We start from the raw sequence: 23372 nt of genomic DNA, 5'->3' as shown, positions 1-23372 counted from the left end.
GGCCCGGCCACTTTACCCGAGCTGCTGCCACCCGGTCTGTCAGGCCAGACCTGACAGACCGGATCGCCTCACGCGTGCATGGGCCTCAGCGCGCGCCACCCTCATCGGCGCGCACGCTGAACCAGGCCGCGTACAGGGCCGGCAGGAACACCAGGGTCAGCACCGTGCCCACCAGCAGGCCGCCCATGATCGAGATCGCCATCGAGCCGTAGAAATCACTGCGCGAGAGCGGAATCATGGCCAGGATCGCCGCCAGTGCGGTCAGCACGATGGGGCGGAAGCGACGCACGGTGGCATCGATGATCGCGTGCCAGCGGTCATGCCCGGCATCGATGTCCTGCTGGATCTGGTCGATCAGGATCACCGAGTTGCGCATGATCATGCCGGCCAGGGCGATGGTGCCGAGCATGGCCACAAAACCGAACGGCATCTGGAACAGGAGCAGGAACAGCACCGCACCGATGATGCCCAGCGGTGCGGTGACCAGCACCATGGCCATGCGCGAGAAGCTGCGCAGCTGCAGCATCAGCAGGCTGATCACCACCAGCAGGAACAGCGGCATGCCGGCCTTGATCGAGTTCTGGCCCTTGGCCGAGTCCTCCACCGTGCCGCCCACCTGCAGCAGGTAGCCGGACGGCAGCTCGCTGCGGATCTGCTCCAGGGTCGGCAGGATCTGCGCGGTCACCTGCACCGGCAGCACCCCATCGCTGATGTCCGCACGCACGGTCACCGTGGGCAGGCGGTTGCGGTGCCAGATGATGCCGTCCTCGAACCCATGCTCGATGCGCGCCAGCTGGCTCAGTGCCACCGGCTGGCCCGAGGGCGTGGGCACGGACAGTGACTGGATCATGTCCAGCTGGGCCCGCTCGTCGGCCGGGCCGCGCATGGCGATGGCGACCTGGCGGTTGCCGTCACGCAGCACCGAGATGTTCTGCCCGGCCAGCGAACCGGACAGCAACTGCGAGACCTGCTCGCTGCTGACCCCCAGCACCCGCGCACGTTCCTGGTCGATGACCAGGCGAACCACCTTGCTCGGCTCGCTCCAGTCCAGGTTGACGTTCATGGTGTGCGGGTTCTGCCGCACCTGGGCGGCGACCTGGGCGGCAATGGCCTGGACCTGGTCGGCATGCTCGCCGGAAACGCGGAACTGGATCGGATAGCCCACCGGCGGGCCGTTCTCCAGCCGGGTCACGCGCAGCTGCACATCGGCAAACTGCGGCACCACCTCGTGCAGCAGCCAGTGGCGCACCCGCTCACGTGCCTTGGTGTCGCTGGTGAGCACCACGAACTGGCTGAAGTTGTTGGCCGGCAGCTGCTGGTCCAGCGGCAGGTAGAAACGCGGCGAACCGGTACCGACATAGGCCACGTAGTTGATGACCTCCTCGTGTTCGGCCAGCAGCGCTTCCAGCTGCTTTGCCTTGGCTTCGGTGGCGGCCAGCGAGGCCCCTTCGGCCAGCTCGATGTCCACCATCAGTTCCGGCCGCGGCGAATCGGGGAAGAACTGCTGCGGCACGAAGCGGAACAGGAACAGGGCACCGGCAAACAGCGCCGCGGTGGCGGCAATCACCCACCAGCGACGCTTCAGGCAGGCATCCAGAAAACCGCGGAAGCGCTGGTAGAACGCGCCCTGGTAGGGGTCATGCTCGTGGCCATGCGGGTCCTTGGGGGCCAGCCAGAAGGCCAGGGCCGGATAGCGGTCGGCCCAGGCCGCCTTGCGTGCGGCCCAGCGCGCGGCCAGCGAGCCCGGACGCGGCGTGGCCTTGGGCCCGTGGATGTCCGGCAGCATCTTGTCGCCCAGGTACGGGATGAACAGCACCGCGGCAATCCACGACACCACCAGGGCGATGGTCACCACCTGGAACAGCGAGCGGGTGTATTCGCCGGTGCTCGAGGCCGCAGTGGCGATGGGCAGGAAGCCGGCCGCGGTGATCAGGGTGCCGGTGAGCATCGGGAAGGCGGTGGAGGTCCAGGCAAAGCTGGCCGCGCGCACGCGGTCATAGCCCTGCTCCATCTTGGTGGCCATCATCTCCACGGCGATGATCGCATCGTCCACCAGCAGGCCCAGGGCCAGCACCAGGGCGCCCAGGGAAATCTTGTGCAGGCCGATGCCGAACTGCTGCATCACAAAGAAGGTCATCGCCAGCACCAGCGGGATGGACACCGCCACCACCAGGCCGGTGCGCACGCCCAGCGAGAAGAAGCTGACCAACAGCACGATGATCACCGCCTCGGCCAGCACCTTGACGAATTCGCCCACCGACTGCTTCACCGCCGCCGGCTGGTCGGAGACCTTGTGCAGCTCCATGCCCACCGGCAGGGTGCCCTGCAGACGCGCGAACTCCGCATCCAGGGTCTGGCCCAGGCGCAGGATGTCGCCGCCGGGCTTCATCGCCACCGCAATGCCGATGGCGTCCTCGCCCATGAAACGCATGCGCGGTGCGGCCGGGTCGGCATAGCCCCGCACCACGTTGGCGATGTCACCCAGCTTGAAGGTGCGCTCGCCGGCGCGGATCGGGAAATTGACGATGTCATCCACGCCCTGGAACTGGCCGCTGACCCGCAGCTGGACCCGGTCCGAGGCGGTTTCAAAGAACGAGGTGTTGCTCACCGCGTTCTGCTGGGCCAGGGCCTGCTGCACGCTGGCCGCATCGATGCCCAGGGTGGCCAGGCGGGTGTTGGACAGCTCCACCCAGACCCGCTCTTCCTGCAGGCCGACCAGATCGACCTTGCCCACATCGGCGATGCGCTGCAGCTCCAGCTGGATGCGGTCGGCGGTGTCGCGCTTCAGGGCGTAGTCAAAGCCCTTGCCGCTGAGCGCGTAGATGTTGCCGAAGGTGTCGCCGAACTCGTCATTGAAGAACGGCCCGACCACCTCGGCCGGCAGCTGGGCACGGATGTCACCGACCCGCTTGCGCACCTGGTAGAACAGCTCGGGCACCTCGGAGGAGCGCATCGAATCCTTGGCCATGAAGATCACCTGCGAGACACCCGGGCGCGAATAGGCGCGGATCATCTCGTACTGGCCGGTGTTCATCATCGCCTTTTCGATCGGCTCGGTGACCAGCTCGGCCACCTGCTCGGCCGTGGCGCCCGGCCACTGGGTCTGCACCACCATCGCCTTGAAGGTGAACGGCGGGTCCTCGCTCTGGCTGAGCTGGCGGTACGAACCGATGCCGACAATGGCCACCAGCAGCATCGCAAACAGCACCAGCGGGCGGTTGGACAGCGCCCATTCGGATAGATTGAAGCGGCTCACGGCTCAGTTCCCGTCGGTCTTGGCGGCGGCCGGCGCAGCGGCCTGCAACGGACGGTTGTCCCGATCCACCGGACGCACCTGCTGGCCGGCCTGCAACAGATGGCCACCGGCGGCGACCACCCACTGCCCGGCCTGGACCCCGGCGGCCAGCTCGGCGCGCTCGGCGCCCCAGGCGGCCACCTGCACCGGTGCCGGTGACAGCACGCCGCTGGCCGGATCCACCAGCAGCACCTGGCCGTCGGCCTTGCCCGGCTCACCCTGCACCGCGGCCAACGGCACGCTCAGGCGGCTGCCGGCGCGCGCCACGTAGACCCGTGCGCTCTGGCCCAGCGCCACCTGCGCGGCGTCGTCCGTGTCCAGGGCCACGCGCGCGGCGAAGCTGCGGGTCTGGCGGTCCGCCTCGGCGGCAATCTCGCTGATGCTGCCGCGCAGGCGCTTGCCCGGTGCACTCCACAGCTCCACCTGCACCGGCTGGCCCAGGGCAAAGCCGGCGATGTCATTTTCCGGCAGGGCAATCAGCACCTCGCGCCCGGCCGCGGCAGCCAGCACCATCACCGTCTGCCCGGCGGCCACCACCTGCCCGGCCTCGATCTGGCGGCTGGCAATGACCCCGTCGGTGGGGGCCAGCAGGCGCGCATAGCCGGCCTGGTTGCGGGTCACGTCGAAATTGGCGCGGGCCGCATCGACCTGGGCGCGGGCGGCCGTGTGGGCCGCCTGCTGGGCCTGCAATGTGCTGCGGCTGACCAGCTGCTGGTCGGCCAGTTTCTGGTAGCGGGCCAGGTCATCGCGGGTGCGGGCCAGCTCGGCCTGGGCGGCACTGAGCTGGGCCTGGGCGGCCTGGGCCTGCAGGGCGTAGTCCGACGCATCCAGCTCGGCCAGCAACTGTCCGGCCTTGACCTGCTGCCCGGCATCGACATGGCGCTTGACCAGGCGCCCGGGCACCTGGAAGGACAGCGCGCTTTCCTGATGGGCGCGCACCTCGCCGGCAAAGGCCTGCTCGCCCTGGCCCTGGCCGACCACCTCCACCAGCACCGTGGGCGCACTGGCCGGCGGCTGTTCGGGGGAACCACATCCGGCAAACAGGGGCAGCAGGAGCAACGGGGACCGGCGCAGGAGGTTTTTCACGGCATGTTCCGCAAAGAAGGAGGGAGGACGGGGTACGGCGGCATTACTGTACTTGGCGGTATCGTATAAATACCGAACCTGTTGGTCTAGTATTGATTGCATGTCTGCCGCCCGCTCTCCTTCTGCACCGCCTGCTGCCCGCCAGGGAGCCGGCCCCGGCCGCCCCAAGGACCTGGGCAAGCGCGAAGCGATCCTGACCGCCGCCCGGCTGCTGTTCCTGGAACAGGGCTACAACGGCACCAGCATGGACGGCATCGCCGCTGCGGCCGGGGTATCCAAGCTGACGGTATACAGCCACTTCGGTGACAAGGAGGCGTTGTTCAACGCCGCCGTCCAGGCCACCTGCAACCAGCTGGTGCCCGAAACCCTGTTCGTGGCTGACACCAGTGCCCCGCTGCGCGAGCAGCTGCTGGGCATCGGCCGTGCCTTCTTTGCCCTGGTCAGCTCCGATGCGGCGCTGGCCACCCAGCGGATCATGCTCTCGGCCAGTACCGAGGACCATATCCGCCGCCTGTTCTGGCAGGCCGGCCCGGCGCGCATGACCGCCGCCCTGGGCAGCGCCCTGGCCCCGCGCGTGGCCAGCGGCGAGCTGCAGATCGACGATCTGGAGCTGGCTGCCGGACAATTCTTCTGCCTGATCAAAGGGGAGCTGCACAGCAGCATGATGTGCGGCCTGACCAGCCCGGTCTGCGCCGAGGTCGCCGAGCGCCATGTGGCCAGCTCGGTGGACATGTTCATCCGTGCCTACGCCCGCCCCGTGAGACCCTGAACCGACGACGGACACGGTGACTTCCGGCACTGCGGGCGGCTTTGACGCCCGGCCAAGCTGTCACCCATCCGCCGCGCCCGCCTTGCCGGTAAAATGACCGGCCCCTGCGCCTTGGAACATTTGAAATGACGATCGATTACAACCACGCCCGCGAATTGATGGTCGAGCAGCAGATCCGTCCCTGGGACGTGCTCGAACTGCGCGTGCTCGACGTGCTGGCCACCCTGCCGCGCGAAGCCTTCGTGGCCGATGCCCACAAGACCCTGGCCTACAGCGACGTCGAACTGCCGCTGGCCAACGGCTGCAGGATGATGAAGCCGGTGATCGAAGGCCGCACCCTGCAGGCCCTGAACATCCAGGACGGTGAATCGGTCCTGGAAATCGGCACCGGCTCGGGCTATCTGGCTGCCTGCCTGGGCCAGCTCGGCCGCGAAGTGCTGAGCCTGGAAATCGACGCTGAGCAGGCCGCCATCGCCCGTGCCAACCTCGATGCCGCCCACCTGGGCGACAACGTGCGCATTGAAACCGCCGACGCCCTGAACTGGGACAGCGAGCGCCGCTTCGACGCGATCGTGGTCACCGCCGCCATGCCGGCCGTGCCGACCGCCTTCTTGAAGTGGCTCAACCCGCAGGGCCGCCTGTACGTGATCCACGGCCACGCACCGGCCATGGAAGCAGCCCTGGTCAGCGCCGACGGCAAGATCAGCTCGCAGTTTGAAACCGAGATCGACTACCTGCGCGGTGCCGAGCCGGTTGCGCAGTTCACCCTCTAACCGCACCCCACCATCGAACAGGATGCCCCGATGATCCGCCACTGCCTTGCCATCGCCTTGGCTGCTGCCCTGACCCCTCTGACGGCCCAGGCCACCGACCTGCTCCAGGTCTATGACCTGGCCCGCAGCGGGGACCCGCAGCTGTCGGCAGCAGAGGCGGACCGTCTGTACACCCGCGAAGGCGCGGTCCAGGCCCGGGCCGCCCTGCTGCCGCAGATCAACGGCGAAGCCTCGATCAACCGCGCCCGCACCGAGCTGGACGGCATCAGCGGCAGCACCACCAGCACCAGCCGCGATTACCGCGTCAGTGCCGGCCAGGTGCTGTTTGACTGGAGCCGCTTTGCCAACCTGCGCGCCCAGCGCCACATCAGCCGTGCGGCCGATTTCCAGCTGGAAGCGGCCAATGACGAGCTGATCGTGCGCACCTCGGCGGCCTACTTCAACGCCCTGGTGGCCATTGAGTCCTACAGCGCCGCGCAGACCAACGAAGCGGCCGCGCGCAAGCAGTTCGATTACGCCGACAAGCGTCTGGAAGTGGGCCTGGCCCCGATCACCGACGTGCACGAAGCCCGCGCCCAGTACGACCAGGCCCGTGCCGACACCATCCTGGCCCGCAATGCACTGGAAGATGCCTACCAGGCCCTGACCGAGATCACCGGCAGCCCGGTGCGCGACCTGCGCGGCCTGCCCGATGACTTCACCCCGGTGCTGCCGGCCAACCGTGCCGATGTGGAAAGCCTGGTCAACGCTGCCGGTACCGGCAACCCGTCGCTGCAGGCCAGCGCCGCCCAGGTCGATGCGGCCGAGCAGAGCGTTTCTGCTGCCCGCGGCGGCCACTACCCGACCCTGAGCCTGGGTGCCAGCTGGGGCAAGAACGCCAGCTGGGGTGACAGCGTGGGCGGCAGCAGCCGCACCCCGGACAACACCAGCAATGCCATTGGCCTGACCCTGAGCGTGCCGATCTTCTCCGGCGGCGCAGTGCAGTCCGGTGTGCGCCAGGCCCTGGCCCAGCGCGACATCGCCCAGGACGGCATGGAACAGCGCAAGCGCGCCCTGGACCGCAACACCCGCAATGCCTGGCAGAGCGTGGTGGCCGGCATCAGCGAGGTCGAAGCCCGGCGTCTGGCCGTGGTCTCGGCCCAGGCCGCCTATGACGCCTCCCAGGTCGGTCTGGAAGTGGGCACCCGCACCGTGCTGGACCTGGTGCAGAACCAGCGCACCCTGTTCACCGCCCAGGTCGCCTACGCCCAGGCCCGCTACAACTTCCTGCTCAACCGCCTGCTGCTCAGCCAGGCCGTCGGTGACCTGGACATGGCCGAACTGGCCGACATCAACCGCCTGCTCACCGCACCGGCCGAAGCCCGCCTGCAGGCCAGCGGCGACGCCGGCTGACACCGGCTTGGCAGCAGCACAAAAAAGCGGGCATTGCCCGCTTTTTTGTTGCCCGCACGACCCTGCTCAGGCTTGCGTGGGCGGCAACCGCGAGGCGATCAGGGCCAGGATCCGGCCCACCGCGCCACGCCCATTGGCCACCAGGTCCAATCCGGCCTTGACCATGGCCTGACGGCGCGGCTCGTCCTGCAGCAAGGCATCCAGCAGGCCGGCCACCTCGTCGCGGTCCTGGCCGATCAACAAGGCCCCGGCCTCGCGCATGCGCCGGGAAATCTCGCTGAAGTTGTGCAGGTGCGGGCCGGTCACCGTGGCCGTGGCCATGGCTGCCGGCTCGAGCAGGTTGTGGCCGCCGATCGGCTGCAGGCTGCCGCCGACAAAGGCCACCGAGGCGCAGGCAAAAAAGCCCATCAGCTCGCCCAGGGTGTCGACCACGAACACCTCGGTATCGGCCTGCGGCCAGCGCTGGGCGGTACGCGTGGCCACCGCCCAGCCCTGCTCGCGGACCAGGTTGGCCACCTTGTCAAAGCGCTCCGGATGGCGCGGCACCCACAGCAGCAGCAGCTCCGGATGACGGGCGCGCAGCTGGCGGTGGATCTCCAGCACCGCGGCCTCTTCGCCCTCGTGGGTGCTGGCGGCAATCCACACCGTGCGGTGCCCTGCCACGTGGGCGCTGAAGGCATCGACCATGTCCTGGCGGTCCGGTGCCTTGATGTCGAACTTCAGGTTGCCCAGCGCCGCCACCTGTTCCGGCGCGGCGCCCAGACGCACGAAGCGCTGGGCATCATCCTCGGACTGCGCCGCCACGAAGGTGACCGTGCGCAGCGCGCGGCGGATCAACGGGCCCAGCAGGCGGTAGCCACGCAGCGAACGTGCCGACAGCCGTGCATTGAGGATGTAGACCGGGATCTGCCGTTGGCGGCAACCGAACAGCAGGTTGGGCCACAGCTCGGTTTCCAGGATCAGGGCGATCTGCGGCTGGAACTGGCGCAGGAAGCGATCCACGCAACCGGGCACGTCATAGGGCAGGTAGACATGGTCCACCGCATCGCCCCACAGCGCACGCACCCGCGCCGAGCCGGTCGGGGTGATGGTGGTGATCACCCAGCGCAGGTCCGGCCTCTGTGCACGCAGGGCATTGACCACCGGTGCGGCGGCATTGACCTCGCCCACCGACACCGCGTGCAGCCATACGTGCGGCTGCCGCGATGCCTGCGGATACAGCGCATAGCGTTCGCCCCAGCGCTGGAAGTACTCACGCACGCGCAGGCCACGCCACATCAGGTGGTAGACGGTGACCGGCAACAACAGATACAGCAGCCCGGAGTACAGGCCACGCAACAGGACTTCGGCAGGACTTTTACGCATGTTGCCAAGGATACGGGAGCCTGCCCGCCACGCCCATGGCAAGGCACGGTCACGCCGCTGCGGGTAAAATCAGCGCATGTCCGATTCACCGACCACGGCCACCCGGCCGCCGCTGACCAACCCGCGCCACTGGCCGATGTTCGCCGCCATGGGCGTGGCCTTTCTGATCGCGCGCATTCCCTGGGGGCTGCAGCGCGCCCTGGGCCATGTCATTGGCGCCCTGGCCTGGCACCTGGCCGGTTCGCGCCGGCGCGCAGCCGAGGTCAACCTGGGCCTGTGCTTCCCGGACAAGGACCCGGCCTGGCGTGCGCGCCTGGCCCGCGACAGCTTTGATGCCTTCGGCGTGGGCCTGTTCGAGTTTGCCCGTGCCTGGTGGGGCAGCGCTGCGCCGATCACCCCGCGCAGCCGCATCGACGGCCTGGAAGTGCTGCAGCAGCTGCAGGCGCAGGGCCGCGGTGTGCTGCTGGTATCCGGCCACTTCATGACCCTGGAAATGTGCGGCCGCCTGCTCTGCCAGCAGGTGCCGCTGGCCGGCATGTACCGCAAGCACCGCAACCCGGTGTTCGAATGGGCGGTCAAGCGCGGCCGTCTGGGCTATGCCACGGCGATGTTCGCCAACGAGGACATCCGCGCCACCGTGCGCCACCTGAAGAAGGGCGGCCTGCTCTGGTATGCCCCGGACCAGGACATGCGCGGCAAGGAGTCGGTGTTCGTGCCGTTCTTCAGCCAGCCGGCCTCCACCATCACCGCCACCCACCAGTTCGCGCGGATGACCGGTTGCGCGGTGGTGCCGTTCTTCCATCGCCGCGAAGGCGGCGATTACGTGCTCACCATCGGCCAGCCGCTGGATCCGTTCCCCACCGATGATGTGATCGCCGACACCACCCTGGTCAACCAGGCCATCGAGGACATGGTGCGCCAGGCGCCGGCCCAGTACCTGTGGATCCACCGCCGCTTCAAGCGCCAGCCCGGCGGCCGCAGCCGCTTCTACGACAAAGGCAACACCGAGGTCGTGCGCTGAGCCGGCGCTGCGCTGCAGGACGGCTCAATCGCGCGCCTGCAGCGCCCCCACATAAAGCGCGGCCAGCAGCAGGGTGATCCCTCCCCAGAAGGCCGAATACACCGCCAGGTGGGTGTTGAACGGGAACACCGCCACCGCGATGGCGATGGCCGCCGGCAAGGCGCGCTCACGCGCGGCCACACTGGCAAACAACCAGGCACGCAGCGCCAGCGCCGCCCCGGCCAGCCAGCACAGCAGGCCGATCAGGCCGGTCTCGGCGAGGATTTCCAGCACCAGCTGGTGTGCGTGCAGGGCCGGGCCCTGGCCCCAGGCCGCGGGCTGTTGCGGCAGCGGATCGCAGTCGGCCCAGGCATGGCGGAAGCCGCGCACGCCGACCCCGTTGATCGGGTGTTCGGCCACCATGCACAGCGCCCCGGACCAGATCCGCCCGCGCCCGGCCAGTGCCGTATCCGCCGATTGCCCCTGGCCACCGAGCAGGCCGGCGCTGGCCTGCACGCGCTGCCCGACCGCCGGCACCAGCGCGGCGGTGGCGACCAGGCCCAGCCCGGCCACCAGCACCAGGCCCAGCAGGCCGCGACGGCCAAGCACCGCGCGCCCGCTGAGCAGCAACACCAGGCCATAGCTGAGCCAGGCCGCACGCGCACCGGCCAGCACAATGGCCAGGCCGCAGAGCACCGCCAGCCCCGCCCACAGCAGGCGTCGCTTGCCGGCCAGCAGCAGCACGAACGGGGAGAACACCGCCAGGACCTGGCCGAGCTTGGGATTGCATTCACTGAACACGCCATTGAAGCGGCCAATGGCCTGCACCTCGCTGGCCGGGCACAAGGGGCTGCCGGTCAGGGCCATGCGCAGTTGGTCCAGCGACCAGAACAAGGGGCTGCTGCCCAGCACCGCCTGCACCAGTGCATCGGCCGACCACAGCCCGGCCAGCACGGCCAGGCCGGTGAACAAACGTTGGCGTCGTGCCGCCGTGGCCACGGCAATGGCCACCAACCACATGAAGGGCAGATAGCGCAGCGCACTGAGCGTCTTGCCCACCGCCTTGCCCGGGTCGATCGCATCCACCGCAGCCAGCAGCTGCGGCAGCCAGTAGGCCAAAAACAACAGGCAGGTCATGCCCCAGGCTTCGGCCCGCAGCAAGGGGCCGATACCGCCGTTGCCGCGCAGCTGGAGCAGGCGCACACCGGCAAAGAGTGCCCCGGCGGCCAGCACCACCTCGGCCGGACCGGGCAACGGCAACAAGGCCACATAGGCCAGCACCCACCACACCGCGCTGTCACCGGGCAGCCGGGATGTGGTCAGGCAATCAGCGTGAGCCGGCGAGCTGTTCATAGAGTTCCAGGGTGCGGTCCTGCATCGCCGTCAGGGTATAGGGAATCAGCGCCGGTGCCCTTGGCGGATCGGCCAGCAGGGCCTGGGCCCGGGCCAGCAGGCCCGGCATGTCCCCCACAGCCACCCGGCCCGGTGGCTGCAGTCGGGCCAGCAGTTCGCCCACCCCGCCATGGTCCCAGCCCAGTACCGGGCAGCCCACCGCCAGCGCCTCGACCACGGTGCGGCCGAAGGCTTCCGGCTTGCTGGACAGCTGCAGGACCAGATCGGCCCCGGCATAGGCCTGGGCAATCTGATCGGTGGTGGCACTGGCCACCACCGCATCGGCCACCTGCAGCTGGTCGGCCTGGGCCATCAGCCCGGCCAGGTAATCCTCGCGCCCGGCCTCGACCAGGCCCGGCATCCACAGCCGCGCGCCGGTCTGCCCAGCCTGGTGCAGGCCGGCCAGCAGCTCGATGGCCTGGGCATGGCCCTTCAGGCGGGTGCCACGACCGGGCAACAACAACAACGGCCCTTCGCCAGCCAACACCGGGTGGGCCTGGACCAGGGCGCGCCGCGCTGCCCGGTCCGGGCGGGCCCGGCGCGCGAAGGCCGTCAGGTCCACCCCGCGCTCGATCACCTGCAGGCGTGCTTCGGGTACCTGCGGGTAATGCTGGCGCACGTAGCGGCGCACTGTGTCGGACACGCAGATCACCTGCTGTCCACTGGTCATGATCTGGCTGTAGCGCCCGGGCGAATTGAGCCCGTGCACGGTGGTCACCCAGGCCGGACGCTGCGCGGCCGGCAAGGCCTGCAGGGCCTTGTAACCGAGCCAGGCCGGCAGGCGCGAACGGGCATGCACGATATCGGCGCCCACCTCGGCAAACAGCCGGCGCAGGGTCGGCATGTGACGCAGGGTCAGCAGCGACTTGCGGCCGATGTCCAGGGTCAGGTGCTCACCACCGGCATCCAGCAGCGGCTGCACCAGGCGACCACCAGCAGACACGACAATGGCGCGGTGTCCCTTGCGGGCCAGCGCGCCAGCGATTTCCAGCGTCGAGCGCTCCACCCCACCGGCGTGCAGCGCCGGCAGCAACTGCACCACGGTCAGCTTGCGCATGGGGGTACTCAGTCAGCCAGCACGAACACGGCACCGCAGTACGGGCAGGCACATTGCCCGTTGGCTTCCTTGTCGATCGGCAGATAGACCCGCGGGTGCGAGTTCCACAGCGCCATTTCCGGCGTCGGGCAGCTCAGCGGCAGGTCGGCACGGGAAACGGTGTAACGCTTTTCGGCATTGGCGGACGCGGTGGTCTGGCTCATGGCGTTTGAACATCAGCAAAAAACGGTAAGGCGCCCATTCTAGCAGCGCCTTGCCCGCCTCGGCGCCGGCATCGGTGAGCCGATGCCGGCACGCTGCACTCAGCCGCCGTTGCGCTCGGCTTCGCGCTGCTTGCGGATCTGCGCATCGGCCGCGGCAATGGCGGTCATGTTCATGATCCGGCGCGGGGTGGCGCTGTTGGTGAGCAGGTGCACCGGCTTGGACAGGCCCATCATCACCGGGCCGATGGCCACACCGTCGGTGAACACGCGCACCAGGTTGTAGGAGATGTTGGCCGCCTCCAGGTTGGGCAGCACGAACAGGTTGGCCCGCCCCTTCAGGGTGCTGCCCGGCATCAGGCGCGCACGCAGGGCCTCGTCCCAGGCGGTATCGCCCTGCATCTCGCCATCCACGTTCATCTGCGGATCGCGCTTGAGCAGCAGCTCGCGCACCTGACGCATCTTGCTGGCGTCCTCCGAATCATGGCCGCCGAAGTTGGAGTGCGACAGCAGCGCGATCTTCGGCTCGATGCCGAACAGCTTCAGGCGGTAGGCCGCCTGTACGGTGGCCTCGGCGATCTGCTCGGCGCTGGGGTTTTCCTTGACGTGGGTGTCCAGGAAGAAGAACACGCCCTGCTGGTTGATCACCCCGGTCATGGCCGAGGTCGAGCTGACCTTCGGGTCCAGGTCGATCACGCTGCGGATGTAGCCCAGCTTCTTGTGGAAGCGGCCGACCAGGCCGGCGATCATCGCATCGGCCTCGCCACGGGCCACCATCACCGCTGCAATCAGGGTCGGACGCGAACGCATCAGGTTCTTGGCCGCCGCCTCGGTCACGCCCTTGCGGCAAGTCTTGGCGTGGTAGAACTGCCAGTAATCGTTGAAGCGCGGATCGTCGTTGATGTTGGTGATCTCGAAATCCACGCCGGCACGCATGCGCAGGCCGAGGCGGCTGATGCGGGTCTCGATCACGTCCGGACGGCCGATCAGGATCGGGAAGGCCAGCTTCTCGTCGATCACGTTCTGCACCGCGCGCAGCACGGTCTCTTCCTCGCCCTCGGCATACACCACGCGCTGCAGGCTGCGGCGGGCATGGTCGTAGACCGGCTTCATCATCAGGCTGGTGCGGTAGACGAACTGGCCCAGCTTCTGCCGGTACACCGCCATGTCGGCGATCGGCCGGGTGGCCACGCCCGAGTCCATCGCTGCCTGCGCCACCGCGGCGGACAGCTCCACCAGCAGGCGACGGTCGAACGGGCGCGGGATCAGGTAATCACGGCCGAAACTGGGTGCCTCGCCACCGTAGGCAGCGCCCAGGTCCGAGGCTTCCATGTGCGCCAGCGCGGCAATCGCGCGCACACAGGCCACCTTCATTTCCTCGTTGATGGTGGTCGCACCCACGTCCAGCGCGCCGCGGAACAGGTACGGGAAGCACAGCGCGTTGTTGACCTGGTTGGGATAGTCCGAACGGCCGGTACCCAGGATCGCGTCCGGACGCACCGCACGGGCGGCCTCGGGCAGGATCTCCGGATACGGATTGGCCAGGGCGAAGATCACCGGATCCGGGGCCATGGTGGCCACCATTTCCGGGGTCAGGATGCCGCCGGCCGACAGGCCCAGGAAGATGTCCGCGCCGTCAACGATTTCGGCCAGGGTGCGCTTGTCGGTATCGCGGGCGTAGCGTGCCTTCTCGCTGTCCAGATCGGCACGCCCGGTATGCAGCACACCCTCGCGGTCATAGGCCAGGATGTTTTCCGGCTTCAGGCCCAGCTGGACCAGCATGTTGACGCAGGAAATACCCGCCGCGCCCATGCCGGTGGTGGCCAGCTTGACCTGGTCGATCTTCTTGCCGGTGATTTCCATCGCATTGAGCACGGCGGCGCCGACGATGATCGCGGTGCCGTGCTGGTCGTCGTGGAACACCGGGATGTTCATGCGCTCGCGCAGCTTGCGCTCGACGATGAAGCACTCCGGCGCCTTGATGTCTTCCAGGTTGATGCCGCCGAAGGTCGGCTCCAGCGAGGCGATGATGTCCACCAGCTTGTCCGGGTCGTTTTCATCGACCTCGATATCGAACACGTCGATACCGGCGAACTTCTGGAACAGCACGCCCTTGCCTTCCATCACCGGCTTGCCGGCCAGCGGGCCGATGTTGCCCAGGCCCAGCACCGCGGTGCCGTTGGAGATCACCGCCACCAGGTTGCCGCGCGCGGTCAGCTCGCTGGCCGTGGACGGATCGGCAACGATCGCCTCGCAGGCATGGGCCACACCGGGGGAATAGGCCAGGGACAGATCACGCTGGGTCAGCATCGGCTTGGTCGCCACCACCTTGATCTTGCCCGGCGGGGACATGCGGTGATAGTCGAGGGCGGCCTGCTTGAAATCTTCGTTGGACATCGCTTGGCGCATCGATACGGCTACAGGGGTTTTGATTCTACCCCGCATCAACGGGCTTTCCGCCTTGTTGTGGAAGGCTTTTCGACGCTGCAACGCAACATCAGCCATAACCGGTGGTGATGGATGGTGCTGCAAAAGTGACTCCCCATCGCCGCCCGATCCGGCGATAGTCCGGTTTCCTCACCTACCCTGCCGAAAACGCCCATGTCCGCACCTGCCCGCTGGGATCCGCCCTACCTGCTCTACCTGGGCAACGCCGCCGATGACCTGGCCGCCAAGACCGCCCGCGGCATCGCCCACTGGCGTCCGCAGCACTGCATCGGCCAGCTTTCCGGCAGCGCCTGCAAGACCAGCATCGGCCTGCCGGAGATGGATATCGCCAGTGCCGCCGCCGCTGGTGCGCGCACCCTGATTGTCGGCGTGGCCAATGCCGGCGGGATCATGGATGCCGAAACCGTGGCCACGGTGATCACCGCGCTGGAAGCCGGGCTGGATGTGGCCTCCGGCCTGCACGCCCACCTGGCCGACCAGCCGGAGATTGCCGCCACCGCCGCGCGCCTGGGGCGCAGCCTGTTCGATGCCCGCGTGGCCCCGGAAACCCCGGTCGGCAATGGCCGCAAGCGCGCCGGCAAGCGTCTGCTGGCCGTGGGCAGTGACTGCTCGGTGGGCAAGATGTACACCACCCTGGCCATGGAAAAGGCCATGCAGGCCCGCGGCCTGAAGGCCGACTTCCGTGCCACCGGGCAGACCGGCATCTTCATCGCCGGTGGCGGCATGCCGATCGATGCGGTGATCGCCGACTTCATTTCCGGCGGCATCGAACACCTCTCGCCGGCACGCGAGGATGGCGGCTGGGACCTGATCGAAGGCCAGGGCTCGCTGTTCCATCCGTCCTTTGCCGGTGTCTCGCTGGGCCTGCTGCACGGTGCCCAGGCCGATGCCCTGGTGCTGTGCCACGAGCCCACCCGCACCCACATGCGCGGCCTGCCGCATTACCCGCAGCCGGACCTGGAAGCCTGCATCCAGGCCAACCTGGCCGCCGCCCGCCTGACCAACCCGGACGTTCGTTTTGTCGGCATCGCCCTGAACACCCAGGCCCTGGATGATGCCGCCGCCGAGGCTGCCTGTGCCGCGCTGGAAGCACGTTTCGGTCTGCCCTGCCAGGACCCGGTGCGGATGGGTTGCGAGCGCATCATCGACCGCCTGTTGGCCGACTTCGGCGCCTGACCGGTACTTCAGGCGCATTGCACATACCACCCCTGCACAGGTACGGTTCAGATCGGCAGCACGGTGCCCCGGCCAACGGGAGACCCACCGGCTGCCGATCATTCAATGCTGCCGGCCAGGTGCCTGTCACCGGCCCCGGCAACTGACCTGTTTGCCCGGCGACCGCGTCGGAACAACCGTGGGAGCTGTGCATGTTCCAACTTGATGCGATCCAGACCGTGGCCTTCGGTGGCCTGGTGCTGTTGCTGGGCTACGCCCTGTGCCGTTACATCCCGGTGCTGGCCAAGTACAACCTGCCCGAGCCGGTGATCGGCGGCCTGGTGGTCGCCCTGGCCTCGTGGTGGGCCTACAGCCAGGGCAGTGCGCTGTACACGCTGGACACCAGCCTGCAGCAGCCGCTGATGATCGCCTTCTTCACCACCATCGGTCTCAATGCCAGCCTGGCCCTGCTCAAGGTGAGCCTGCGCCCGGTACTGATCTTCCTGGCCCTGTCCATCGGTTTTGCCTTTGCCCAGAACCTGATCGGCATCGCCGTGGCCGGCATGTTCGACATCCATCCGCTGTTCGGGGTGCTGGCCGGCTCTGCCACCCTGACCGGCGGCCCGGCCACCGGCCTTGCCTTCGCGCCAATGTTCGAGGCCGCCGGCCTGGTCGGCGCCGAATCGATCGCGGTGACCTCGGCCATGGCCGGCATCGTGCTGGGCGGGGTCATCGGCGGGCCGGTGATCACCAAGCTGATCCAGCAACAGAAGGTCCTCACCCCGGGGGCCAAGGCCAGCGACAAGAGCACCGACCTGCCCGGGCCGAACCCGGAACGGGTGCACATCGAAAATGATGGCGACCGCGAATTCAATGCGCTCAAGTCGATCATCATCCTGTTGCTGCTGCTGTGGGTGGGCGGCTTCATCAGCCAGGGCTTCACCGCCATCGGCCTGACCCTGCCGGCCTACATCGGCGCCATGCTGGCCGGTGCGATCCTGCGCAACATCGATGACCTGACCGGCTGGTTCAAGCTCTCCATCCACACCCTGGAGATGATCGGCAATGTCTGCCTGGCCCTGTTCCTGGCCGTGGCCCTGATGAACCTCAAGCTGTGGGAGCTGGCCGGCATGGGCGCGCCCTTGCTGGTCAACCTGGTGCTGCAGATGCTGGCCGTGGCCGCGTTTGCCTGGGTGATCTTCGGCGCCATGGGCCGTGACTACGATGCGGCGGTGATGGGCGGCGGCTTCATCGGCTTCATGCTCGGCACCACGGCCAATGCGATGGCGGTGATGCGCAAGCTGGCCGCCCGCTACGGCCTGGCCCCGCGCGCGTTCCTGATCGCGCCACTGGTGGGCGCCTTCTTCATCGACTTTGCCAACGCGTTGATCATCACCGGCTTCGTCAACTTCTGGCCGTACTGACCGCCCTCTCCCCGGCGGCGGCAACGCCGCCGGCAAGGCCCCCGCCATGCGCCTGCGCCAGATCGAAGTCTTCCACGCCATCTACACCACCGGCTCGATCAGTGCGGCTGCACGCAAGCTGCACGTGACCCAGCCTGCGGTGAGCAAGGTGCTGCACCACACCCAGGCCCAGCTCGGCCTGACCCTGTTCGAGCTGGTGCGCGGGCGTCTGGTGGCCACCGAACAGGCCCATGCGCTGTACCGCGAGGTCGGCGAGATCCACGAACGTCTGGCCGCCCTGGACAAGGCGGTGGGCAACCTGCGCCAGCTGGCCGGCGGCCTGCTGCGGGTGGCCTGCGTACCCTCGCTGGGCCAGCATGTGCTGCCGGCCGCGGTCACCGCGTTGCGCCGTCAGCACCCGCAGCTGAGCGTGGAAGTGCAGACCGTGCATCACGACCAGGTGCTGCGCCGCCTGCTCGAGCACGACTGCGAACTGGCCCTGGTCTATGCCCCGGCCGCCCAGCCACGCCTGCGCATCGAACCGCTGGTGCAGGCCGAATTGATGGTGCTGGCACGCCGCGACGAATTTGCCGGCCGCCACGCACTGTCCCTGGCCGACCTGCCCGGCCGGCCCATGGTCGGCCTGACCAGTTCCGGCCCGCTGGGGGAATTGTTTGATGCCGCACTGGAACGCGAAGGCCTGAGCCTGGACACCGCAGTGACCAGCCAGACCTATGCCATTGGCGCGGCCCTGACCGCCCACGGCGCCGGGCCCTGCGTGGTGGATGAATTCACCGCGCGCGGCCACCGCAGCGCCCAGCTGCAGGCCCATCCGCTGCAGCCCGCGCTGAGCTTTGCGGTGTGCTGCGTGCATCTGGAAGACCGCCCGCTGTCAGCGGCAGCGCAGCGTTTTCTGGCCTGTTTCAGCCAGGCCGTTGCAGCGCTGCGCCAGCACGACGCCGGCCCGGCCGCCTAGCGCCGGCTGCCCGGGCGTCCGCCAGCGGGTTTGCCCTTGCCGCCGGGCTTGCCACCACGGCCACCGCGACGAGCCTGCTCGGCATTCTCGGCCTGGCGCTGGGCCAGCTTGGCCGCGGCCTCGGCCACTTCGGCCGACAGCTTGAGGTAGTTGCGCAGGCGTTCCGGATCCAGCGAACCGGCCTCCAACGCCGCCCCCACCGCGCAGCCTGGTTCACCGGCATGGGCACAGTCACGGAAGCGGCACTGGGTGGTCAGCTCCTCGACATCGGCAAAGCCGGCGGTATCCAGCACTTCCTCGCCGGTGGGCTTGAGTTCGCGCATGCCCGGGGTGTCGATCAGGCAGGCTCCGGACGGCAGGGCCAGCAGGGCACGGTGGGTGGTGGTGTGGCGGCCGCGCGAATCGCTGGCACGCACCGCCCCGGTACGCATGCGCTCATGGCCGAGCAGGGTATTGGTCAGGGTCGACTTGCCGACCCCGGACGAACCCACCAGCACCGCGGTATGCCCGGCCTGCAGCCAGGGATGCAGCTGGGCCACGCTGTCGGCATCCAGGGCATTGACCTTGAACAGCGGGACCTGCTGGGCCGCCAGTTCTTCCAGTACTTCCAGCGCCTGGTCGGCAAATTCGGTGGTATCGGCCTTGGTCAGCACCACCACCGGCTGCGCACCACCGCTGCCCACCAGCAGCAGGTAACGCTCGATCCGGCGCGGGTTGAAGTCCGCGTCCAGGCCGCAGACCACGAACACGGTATCCACGTTGGCCGCGATCACCTGCTGGTGGTAATGCTCGCCGGCCGCACCGCGCTTGATCGAGGTGCGTCGCGGCAGCAGGGCAACAATCTTCTCGCCCTCCACCAGCACCCAGTCCCCGACCGCCGGGCGCTCGTGGCTGGGGAAACGCGGACGCTGCCATTCCGGCAGCGATTCCACCCGGCGGATCTCACCGGGCTCGGTGGCCACGCCATAGCCGGTGCGGTGCTGTTCGACCACCCGGGCCGGGTGCGCGCCGGCATGCCGGGCAATCAGGGTGGCCCACGCGCCGCTGGCGGTGAGGTCGGCATACGGCCAGCCGATATGGCGCAGCGCGGTGAGGTCGGTACGGTCAGTCATCGCCGTCATTGTAGCCGGGCCCCGCCAGCGCGCGCCCGTGGCCGCTTGCCGGCCGGGCCGCGCCAGACCTGCCAACCGTTGCGGCAACGCCGCATGGGCGGGAACTGGGCTACCATCGAAATCCCCACCCTTTCGGCCCCGAGCCTGCAATGAGCGTCCCTGTCCCGCCCAGCCTGCCCACCCGCCAGCGCCTGTCCGAAGTGCGTTACGAGATCCGTGGTGAACTGGCGCGTCGAGCGGGTGAGCTCGAGGCCCAGGGACGCAAGCTGATCAAGCTCAACATCGGCAACCCGGGCAGTTTCGGTTTCCGTGCCCCGGCCCATCTGCAGCATGCCATCGCCGATGACATGGACCGCACCGACCCCTACACCCACCAGCAGGGCCTGCCGGCCGCACGCGAGGCCATCGCTGCGGCCTATGCGCGCCGCGGCATGCCCGATGCGCATGCCGACCGGGTGTTCGTGGGCAATGGCGTTTCCGAGCTGATCGACATGGCCCTGCGTGCCCTGCTCAACCCGGGCGACGAAGTGCTGGTGCCCTCGCCGGACTACCCGCTGTGGTCGGCAGCCACCATCCTCAACGACGGCCGCCCGGTGTACTACCGCTGCCGCCCGGAAGATGGCTTTGCCCCGGATCCCAACGAGATGGAGACCCTGATCTCCAGCCGTACCCGTGCCATTGTCCTGATCAACCCGAACAATCCTTCCGGCGCCAGCTACCCGCGCGAGCTGCTCGAGCGCATCGTGGCCATCGCCCGCAAGCACAACCTGTTGCTGCTGGTGGACGAGATCTATGACCAGATCCTGTATGACGGGGCGGTGTTCGAGCCGGTCGCGCCGCTGGCCGGCGACCACCCCTGCCTGACCTTCTCCGGCCTGAGCAAGGTGCACCGCGCCTGCGGCTGGCGCGTGGGCTGGGGCCTGCTCTCCGGTGACGGCGCCCGCGTGGCCGAGCTGCGCGCGGCCATGGACCTGCTCAGCGCGCTGCGCCTGTGCGCCAATGTGCCCGGCCAGCTGGCCATCGACGCGGCGGTCAACGGCCCGGACACGATCAGCCCGCTGTGCGCGCCCGGTGGCCGCCTGTACGAGACCCGCAAGGCGGTGATCGCTGCCTGCAATGCCTCCGAGCACCTGCAGTTGGTGGCCCCGGCCGGGGCCCTGTATGCCTTCCCGGCCGTGATCGGCGATGCGGCCCTGGGCTTTGATGACCACCACTTCGCCCTGCAGCTGATGGAAGAGGAAGGCGTGCTGGTGGTGCCCGGCTCCAGCTTCAACGTGCCCTATCACAACCATTTCCGGGTCACCCTGCTGCCCGACGCGGCCACCATCACCGATGTCTTCGCCCGTATCGACCGCCTGCTGGCGCGCCGCGCCGAGCAGGCCGGCAAGGTCGTCCCCCTGACCAAGCGCAATGCCGTTGCCTGATGCCTGCACCCGAACACCGTAACGACCACGCCCCGTTTCCTGCCCACCAGGCCCGCCGCATCGCCGGCGCCTTTGCTCCGCGCCAGCCGTGGGGCAACTGGTGGGATTACTGGTACACCCGGATCAAGCTGGGCAGCGACCCGCTGTACCCCGGGGTGATTGCGGCCCTGCGTGGCAGCCATGCGCCGGTGTTGGACCTGGGCTGCGGCCTGGGCCTGTTCGCCCATGCCCTGCGTGCGGCCGGGCTGGAGCAACCCTATCGCGGGCTGGACATCGATGCGGCCAAGATCGGCCGTGGCCGGCAGATTGCCGCCCGCAGCGGCTTGAATGATGTAACGCTGGATGTGCACGACCTGGCCCTGGGCTGGCCGCAGCACCGGGGCAGCGTGACCATCCTGGACGTGCTGCAGTATCTGGATGCGCCCACCCAGCAGGCCCTGCTCAACGATGCCGCCGGCATGCTGGGCGACGATGGGGTGCTGGTGATCCGTTCCACCCTGGCCGAGGACAGTGGCCGTGGGCGGACCAGCCTGCGTGCGGACAGCTGGGCCCACCGCATCGGCTGGATGCAGGAGCGGCCGCTGCACTACCCCACCGCCGATGGCCTGCGCCAGACCCTGCAGGCCGCCGGCCTGCAGGTGCAGTTGCAGCCGCTGTACGGCAATACCCCGTTCAACAACTGGCTGGTCGTGGCCCGGCGCTGATCAGCCCGGGATATCGGCGCGCAGCCCGCGCTGCGCTGCCGCCTGCAGCACCCCGTCCAGCACGGCTTCGGCCTGCCCTGGCCGGCCACCTTCGTGCAGCAGCACGATCGCGCCGGGAGCCAGTTGCGGGGTGATCCTGGCCAGCACCGTCGGCACCTCGGCAGCCACCCCGTCATAGCCGCGCGCACTCCAGCCCACCCGGCGCAGGCCGTGCCGGCGCAGCACCGCAGCCACGAACGGATTGGTATGCCCGACCACCGAGCGGTACCAGCGCGGCGCACTCCCGGTAATCGCGGCCAGCTGCTGCTGGCACTGGCCGATCTGCGAGGACAGCGCCGCCGGCCCCAGTGCCCACCACCAGGCCTGCGGATGGGAATGGCTGTGGTTGCCGATCGAATGCCCGGCGGCCACGATCGCCCGCACCAGCTCCGGCCGGGCTGCGGCCCGCTCACCGACCAGGAAGAACGTGGCACGGGCCTGGTGCCGGCCCAGCAGGGCCAGCAGGGCCGGGGTATCGGCCGAGGGGCCGTCATCGATGGTCAGCCAGATGCGCTGCCCGGCGCCTGCCCAGCGCGACAGCACCGGGGCATAAAACCCGCTGTTGGGCAAAAACACCGGCAGCACGAACAGGCCCGGGACCAGCAGCAGCGCCGCCAGCCCCCAGCCAGTGCCCAGCTGCCACCAGACCAGGGCCACCACGGCGGCGGCCAGCAACAGCGCGGCCCACGGGAGCCAGCGCGGCGCAGCAGGGCAATACAGGGTTTCATCCATGCTCATGCCCCATGATCGCATGCCGCGTAGAATGGGCCTCTCCTCATACGCTTGAACCCACAACGATGTCTCTCGATCCCGCCCTGCGTGCGCGCATTGAATCCATCCTCCAGGCCAACCGCGTCGTGCTGTTCATGAAGGGCCAGCCGACCATGCCGCAGTGCGGTTTCTCGGCCAAGTCCGTCGGCACCCTGAGCGACCTGGGCGTGGAATTTGCCCACGTCAACGTGCTGGCCGACAACGAAATCCGCGAAGGCATCAAGCTCTACGGCGACTGGCCGACCATTCCGCAGCTGTATGTGGACGGCGAGCTGATCGGCGGCAACGACATCATCCAGCAGATGGCCGCCAGCGGCGAGCTGAGCCAGCTGCTCGGCCTGGCCGCCCCGGACCGCACCCCGCCGGCCATCACCGTGACCCCGGCTGCGGTGGAAATGCTCAAGGGTGCGCTGGAAGAAAACGAAGGCGCCGCCCTGCAGCTGTCCATCGATGCCAACTTCCAGCCGGACTTCCAGCTGGTGCCGTTCGATGCCGCTGCCATTGCCGCCGAATCCAACGGCCTGCGCGTGCAGTTCGACGCTGCCAGCGCCCGTCGCGCCGAAGGCATCACCATTGACTGGGTGGACGACATGCGCGGCCGCGGCCTGGCCATCGACAACCCCAACGCACCGCGTCCGGTGGAGCAGATCGAACCGCGCGAAGCGGCCCAGCGTGTGGCCAACGGCACCCTGCTGATCGACGTGCGCCCGGCAGACGAGCGCGCCGTGGCTTCGGTCAAGGTCCCGTTCGACACCTTCGATGAAGAAAACCGCGCCCGTCTGGAAGCCCTGCCCAAGGACACCCCGATCGCCTTCCTGTGCCGCAGCGGCGGCCGCAGCCACCAGGCGGCCGAGCATTTCCGCACCCTGGGCTTTGCCAAGGTGGCCAATGTGGCCGGTGGCATCAATGCCTGGGCCGACCAGGTCGACAGCTCGATCAACAAGTACTGATCAACGCTGCAAGGCATGAAAAAACGCCGGCCACTGGCCGGCGTTTTTTGTTGGATCCGGG

The 23372-nt window shown here is 68.5% G+C and carries 19 protein-coding genes; 10 read left to right on the top strand and 9 right to left on the bottom strand.

Going from position 1 to position 23372, the window contains the following annotated elements; genetic code table 11:
* Nucleotides 1-85: 85 nt before the first annotated feature.
* Nucleotides 86-3256, bottom strand: coding sequence for an efflux RND transporter permease subunit (locus ABB30_RS04800; RefSeq protein ID WP_057637167.1), 3171 nt, complete (start codon nt 3254-3256; stop codon nt 86-88).
* 3 nt (nt 3257-3259) lie between these two features.
* On the bottom strand, nt 3260-4381 hold the full coding sequence (locus tag ABB30_RS04795) for an efflux RND transporter periplasmic adaptor subunit (RefSeq protein WP_245626419.1): 1122 nt from the start codon (nt 4379-4381) through the stop codon (nt 3260-3262).
* Nucleotides 4382-4481: 100 nt separating this feature from the next.
* Between ABB30_RS04795 and ABB30_RS04790 the strand changes: the two genes are divergently transcribed.
* From ABB30_RS04790 to ABB30_RS04780, 3 genes are all read left to right on the top strand, one after another.
* Entirely contained in the window at nt 4482-5150 is a 669-nt protein-coding gene (locus ABB30_RS04790) for a TetR/AcrR family transcriptional regulator (protein ID WP_057637166.1), read from the top strand.
* A 125-nt stretch (nt 5151-5275) separates the two neighbouring features.
* Nucleotides 5276-5923 (top strand): protein-L-isoaspartate O-methyltransferase family protein, encoded by a 648-nt coding sequence (locus ABB30_RS04785; protein ID WP_057637165.1) that lies wholly within the window; start codon nt 5276-5278, stop codon nt 5921-5923.
* Nucleotides 5924-5953: 30 nt separating this feature from the next.
* Nucleotides 5954-7315, top strand: a complete 1362-nt coding sequence (locus tag ABB30_RS04780; RefSeq protein ID WP_057637164.1) for a TolC family outer membrane protein — start codon at nt 5954-5956, stop codon at nt 7313-7315.
* A gap of 66 nt (nt 7316-7381) precedes the next feature.
* Here ABB30_RS04780 and waaA read toward each other — a convergent pair whose 3' ends face one another.
* Nucleotides 7382-8680, bottom strand: coding sequence for a lipid IV(A) 3-deoxy-D-manno-octulosonic acid transferase (waaA, locus tag ABB30_RS04775; protein ID WP_057637163.1), 1299 nt, complete (start codon nt 8678-8680; stop codon nt 7382-7384).
* 76 nt (nt 8681-8756) lie between these two features.
* Here waaA and ABB30_RS04770 point away from each other — a divergent pair, with 76 nt between their 5' ends.
* A complete protein-coding gene (locus tag ABB30_RS04770) occupies nt 8757-9701 on the top strand; it encodes an LpxL/LpxP family Kdo(2)-lipid IV(A) lauroyl/palmitoleoyl acyltransferase (protein ID WP_057637162.1) in 945 nt (314 codons plus the stop codon).
* 24 nt (nt 9702-9725) lie between these two features.
* Here the strand turns inward: ABB30_RS04770 and ABB30_RS04765 are convergent, their stop codons facing one another.
* The 4 genes from ABB30_RS04765 to ABB30_RS04750 all read right to left on the bottom strand — a co-directional run bounded on the left by ABB30_RS04765 (nt 9726) and on the right by ABB30_RS04750 (nt 14726).
* Entirely contained in the window at nt 9726-11033 is a 1308-nt protein-coding gene (locus ABB30_RS04765; RefSeq protein ID WP_057637161.1) for an O-antigen ligase family protein, read from the bottom strand.
* Nucleotides 11008-12129 carry a glycosyltransferase gene (locus tag ABB30_RS04760; protein WP_057637160.1) on the bottom strand — a complete coding sequence of 374 codons (1122 nt, stop codon included), beginning with the start codon at nt 12127-12129 and terminating at the stop codon, nt 11008-11010. The genes ABB30_RS04765 and ABB30_RS04760 overlap by 26 nt, the downstream gene beginning before the upstream one ends.
* Before the next feature lie 8 nt (nt 12130-12137).
* Nucleotides 12138-12332, bottom strand: a complete 195-nt coding sequence (locus ABB30_RS04755; RefSeq protein WP_057637159.1) for a zinc-finger domain-containing protein — start codon at nt 12330-12332, stop codon at nt 12138-12140.
* 99 nt (nt 12333-12431) lie between these two features.
* A complete protein-coding gene (locus ABB30_RS04750; protein ID WP_057637158.1) occupies nt 12432-14726 on the bottom strand; it encodes an NADP-dependent malic enzyme in 2295 nt (764 codons plus the stop codon).
* Nucleotides 14727-14930: 204 nt separating this feature from the next.
* On the opposite strand from ABB30_RS04750, the gene dgcN reads away from it, so the two are divergent.
* The 3 genes from dgcN to ABB30_RS04735 all read left to right on the top strand — a co-directional run bounded on the left by dgcN (nt 14931) and on the right by ABB30_RS04735 (nt 18311).
* A complete protein-coding gene (gene dgcN / locus ABB30_RS04745) occupies nt 14931-15953 on the top strand; it encodes an N-acetyltransferase DgcN (RefSeq protein WP_057637157.1) in 1023 nt (340 codons plus the stop codon).
* A gap of 191 nt (nt 15954-16144) precedes the next feature.
* Complete coding sequence (gene gltS / locus ABB30_RS04740; RefSeq protein WP_057637156.1) at nt 16145-17356, top strand: sodium/glutamate symporter; 1212 nt, start codon at nt 16145-16147, stop codon at nt 17354-17356.
* A 46-nt stretch (nt 17357-17402) separates the two neighbouring features.
* A complete protein-coding gene (locus ABB30_RS04735) occupies nt 17403-18311 on the top strand; it encodes a LysR family transcriptional regulator (RefSeq protein WP_057637155.1) in 909 nt (302 codons plus the stop codon).
* On the opposite strand, the gene rsgA is transcribed toward ABB30_RS04735, so the two are convergent.
* Nucleotides 18308-19432, bottom strand: a complete 1125-nt coding sequence (gene rsgA, locus ABB30_RS04730) for a ribosome small subunit-dependent GTPase A (protein WP_057637154.1) — start codon at nt 19430-19432, stop codon at nt 18308-18310. The two genes, ABB30_RS04735 and rsgA, sit on opposite strands and share 4 nt — an antisense overlap.
* Nucleotides 19433-19572: 140 nt before the next feature.
* On the opposite strand from rsgA, the gene ABB30_RS04725 reads away from it, so the two are divergent.
* Together ABB30_RS04725 and ABB30_RS04720 are read left to right on the top strand one after the other, a co-directional pair.
* Nucleotides 19573-20847, top strand: a complete 1275-nt coding sequence (locus tag ABB30_RS04725) for an aminotransferase class I/II-fold pyridoxal phosphate-dependent enzyme (RefSeq protein ID WP_057637153.1) — start codon at nt 19573-19575, stop codon at nt 20845-20847.
* On the top strand, nt 20847-21551 hold the full coding sequence (locus tag ABB30_RS04720; protein WP_057637152.1) for a class I SAM-dependent methyltransferase: 705 nt from the start codon (nt 20847-20849) through the stop codon (nt 21549-21551). Before ABB30_RS04725 ends, ABB30_RS04720 begins: the two co-directional genes overlap by 1 nt.
* Here the strand turns inward: ABB30_RS04720 and ABB30_RS04715 are convergent, their stop codons facing one another.
* Nucleotides 21552-22343: a polysaccharide deacetylase family protein gene (locus ABB30_RS04715; RefSeq protein WP_211263447.1), complete on the bottom strand. Its 792-nt coding sequence runs from the start codon at nt 22341-22343 to the stop codon at nt 21552-21554.
* 44 nt (nt 22344-22387) lie between these two features.
* Here ABB30_RS04715 and grxD point away from each other — a divergent pair, with 44 nt between their 5' ends.
* Nucleotides 22388-23311, top strand: coding sequence for a Grx4 family monothiol glutaredoxin (gene grxD / locus ABB30_RS04710; RefSeq protein WP_057637150.1), 924 nt, complete (start codon nt 22388-22390; stop codon nt 23309-23311).
* Nucleotides 23312-23372 lie beyond the last annotated feature (61 nt).

Origin of the sequence: Stenotrophomonas ginsengisoli, from assembly GCF_001431485.1 — a bacterium.
Lineage (GTDB): Bacteria > Pseudomonadota > Gammaproteobacteria > Xanthomonadales > Xanthomonadaceae > Stenotrophomonas > Stenotrophomonas ginsengisoli.
The sequence above is the reverse complement of the archived record's forward strand: the minus strand, read 5'-3'. Positions and strand labels throughout refer to the sequence as shown.